Source organism: Microcoleus sp. PH2017_24_DOB_U_A (genome assembly GCF_020738205.1).
Taxonomy (GTDB): Bacteria; Cyanobacteriota; Cyanobacteriia; order Cyanobacteriales; family Microcoleaceae; genus Microcoleus.
Window position 1 is genome coordinate 1 of sequence record NZ_JAEQCT010000004.1, and the last position, 2,967, is coordinate 2,967.

At 46.6% G+C, this 2,967-nt stretch carries 4 protein-coding genes; 1 reads left to right on the forward strand and 3 read right to left on the reverse strand.

From position 1 onward, the window contains the following. Positions 1 to 161 precede the first annotated feature (161 nt). From JGK07_RS00065 to JGK07_RS00075, 3 genes are all read right to left on the reverse strand, one after another. Positions 162 to 647: a regulatory protein RecX gene (locus JGK07_RS00065; RefSeq protein ID WP_293187176.1), complete on the reverse strand. Its 486-nt coding sequence runs from the start codon at positions 645 to 647 to the stop codon at positions 162 to 164. Between the two features lie 90 nt (positions 648 to 737). After that, positions 738 to 1,145: an AbrB family transcriptional regulator gene (locus tag JGK07_RS00070; protein WP_293187175.1), complete on the reverse strand. Its 408-nt coding sequence runs from the start codon at positions 1,143 to 1,145 to the stop codon at positions 738 to 740. 299 nt (positions 1,146 to 1,444) lie between these two features. Beyond that, entirely contained in the window at positions 1,445 to 1,846 is a 402-nt protein-coding gene (locus tag JGK07_RS00075) for a hypothetical protein (protein WP_293187174.1), read from the reverse strand. Between the two features lie 402 nt (positions 1,847 to 2,248). Here JGK07_RS00075 and JGK07_RS00080 point away from each other — a divergent pair, with 402 nt between their 5' ends. Continuing rightward, complete coding sequence (locus tag JGK07_RS00080; protein ID WP_293187173.1) at positions 2,249 to 2,743, forward strand: hypothetical protein; 495 nt, start codon at positions 2,249 to 2,251, stop codon at positions 2,741 to 2,743. Positions 2,744 to 2,967: the final 224 nt, after the last annotated feature.

Consider the following 2,967-nt stretch of genomic DNA (forward strand, 5'->3'; position numbering starts at 1 on the left):
TTAACGAGTTGTGGACTTCCTTCTCGACCTTAACAGGCTGGCTAGTACAGACAGAACTGCGGTTTACAAACCGGATAATTGAGCCTTGGTTTTCGGCATTGCAGATATTATCTCAATTCTAGACTTATCTTGTCCAGCGAGCTTTGACTAAGTTTAGATAACTATTTCGCCCTGTAAGTTAACCCTTCATCTTCTTCTGTTTGCCACTGCCGCAAAAGTTCAAAAGCATTAAAGCCCCTGTATTGCAGGTAGTTCAAGACTTTGCCCTTGGTTTTCGGATCTACTTTACTCCAAGCATCGATCTTGTATTTCCGCATGACTTTGGCTTTTAATTCGGCGAGTTTTGCGGCTTCCGAGTCCAGATTTTCGGCAATTTCTTCCTCCCAGACTTGCTCGAACAAATCGCTAGTAATTCCTTTTTGCAGGCACTTGCGCTTGATGGCCGATTTCCCGTATTTGCCCGTAGCAGAGGCGATCGAGTTTGCCACCAAGCGAGTGTCAGACTGATAGCCCCGGTCTTGAATTTGCGCGATCGCCTCCAATATTTCCTCATTGCCAAAACCTTTCTCTTGCCCCTTTTTGCGAAGTTCAGAGGCACTGTAGTCTTTGCGGGACAAGAGAAAATAGAAATAGTCAAGACAGCTCATCAGTTAAATCGAAGGTTGGCGCGCAAATACTTCTGTAGCGAATATCAAATCCAGTCGCCTTGCTATCGGCAGACTGCATCGCGATCGCCTCTATTCTTCTGTATCCTCCTCTTCTTCCACTTCCACTTCCGGTCTGTCCACATCGATCTGAATCAAGCGAATGTGCTTGTATCCGAGTTTAATTTCAAACTCGTCACCTGGCTTTAATCCCATTTCTTGGGTATAATTTGCCCCGATCACGATCGAGCCATTCTTGTGAACGCTAGCGCGATAACTCGCTTCTCGTCCGCGTCCGTCTGCTTTCGACTTCTCTAGCTCAATTCCCTTAGCAGCTAACACTGCATCGTAAAACTCAGCCAAGTTAATCCGGGTTTCTCCACTTTTGCTGACGGTGAAGTAGCCGCAAAGCTTTGCAAGTTCTCTGCGCGGCAAATCGCTGCCTTTGATTTTTTGAAGCAGACCTTTTCCTGTTAAGGGTGCTGTAGCTGTTTCTGCCATTGACCGTACCTCGCTTATTGGACTTTACTTATATCAATTACAACACATTAGATTAACTTTGTTTCACTGTCAATACTAAGAATTCGGAATATAAGATTCTGGGTAAATTTTTGCGGTCTCAAAACCGGGGGTGTAAGTAAGGATACTCGAAGGCAGATCTATTTGCCTTCGAGCAGGTGATGCTTGCCTAAGCGTCAAGGGCGCGATCGCGGGAGGAATTATTGTCGCAAATTAAATGCTTTACTTTTTTACAGTAAAGTCTGTTCCCAACTTTCACCAATCCCCGATCCAGTCTGCGGTCAAGGTAAAAACCAAAGCACCGATGAATGAAAATACCTAGGGCGCGACACAGGCAAATCTGCCGCCAGCCTTGTTACCGGCGCGGGGTTAAATTTTACCTCAACAAGGCGAGGCAGCACTTGTTCTCGATGCCGCTGCCACCTACTTGTAAACCCTGTTTTTCGGGCAGCGAATCCCCTCAAAACCCCAAATACCGAAGAGCAATCTTCTACTAAGGTGTTCGGCATATATAGCCCATCCACCCTGACGGTTAGGACGCTCTTAATGGCCCTTTCCCCATGGAGTCGATTGCTTCTGACTTCTGAGTTCAGACTTCTTTTTACCCCCCGAGCGCAGCCTTTATCGCCTTCTTCCTTCTCCGTTCTTCCTTCTTCCTTCTTCCTTCTTCCTTCATTCAACATCTGCTATAATTTGCACACAACGCAGTCCGGGGAAGGCAATCCGGTAAAAAAATCAAGGAAATTTCACCTGTTCGTTGAAAGGGTTTTCGCTAAAAACCGATTGAATGGGCGTGGCGGCAGAAACATCGTGCAGCCACCACCGGAGGAATTAGCTGCTGCACCAAAAACATTAGATCTCTTACAAAAATACAAAGCACCACACCCCAGCCCTCCCCGCGAGTTCGGGGAGGGGGTAAGATTATTCTTGTTTCCCCCCGAAGTTCGAGGGGACTTGCGGGGGGTAAATTTGACTTTTGCAAGAGTTCTATTGTCTGTGATGTTCGAGGGGGAGAAGCGGATGGGGGGGGACAAGAACAAGGAATAGGGAATTAAAATATACAATTTATAATGTTGTAGAGGGATTTGTTTCATCGCGCGATCGGGCTGCGCCACTCTTCAACCTTCGCTACTTTCTCAGTGGACTCCGAGGGGGCGATCGGGAAAATCGCCCTCGGAGGGCCACAAGCCAGAGAATTTGACGTTATTTTGACAGGGCAATTGAAAAAGACCGACTTAAATGCAGTACAGCTTAAATATTGGTTTCAACACAAATTAGCACTTACCGCTCATCAACCCGGTTTCTACCCAAAATCAGAAGCTGGGAAATTTGCGTATCTAGGAAGAAACCGAGTTTTTCGTCAAGAGAGTAGGCGCCCAACTGTCGATCGAGCATTCGTCCCAGATGCGATCGAGCAGCAGCCGATCGCGAATTGCCAAGGACAACCGCAGTTAATTTCGCTCCCAAGCAAGCGAGCCCAAACTCAGCTCCGGGCGATCGGTTGTTGCTTCTGGGTTAGGAACTGTAACTTAATTTATGGACAAAGCTACCCATCCTTAACTATTTGGGTAGCTTTTTGAGCAAATTGTGGCGGCGCGAGACTATTTGCCCGTAGTTCAATTTGTTTTTGCCTCCGTGCCATTGGATGACAGATGTGGGCGTCTTGCGTCAGAGAAATCTGCGTTTGGAATCATTATAATTTTTTACCAGCCATGTTGACGCTCGCAGGAACTCGTATATAATACAAAGCACAATACATTTACTCATGTCGAGTCAAATGCAGCTCGTAGAAAAACACGTAATT

Coding starts and splice junctions, on each gene's coding strand:
- JGK07_RS00065 (WP_293187176.1), bottom strand. CDS start 647: ATGAGCTGTCTTGACTATTTCTATTTTCTCTTGTCCCGCAAAGACTAC.
- JGK07_RS00070 (WP_293187175.1), bottom strand. CDS start 1,145: ATGGCAGAAACAGCTACAGCACCCTTAACAGGAAAAGGTCTGCTTCAA.
- JGK07_RS00075 (WP_293187174.1), bottom strand. CDS start 1,846: ATGTTGAATGAAGGAAGAAGGAAGAAGGAAGAAGGAAGAACGGAGAAG.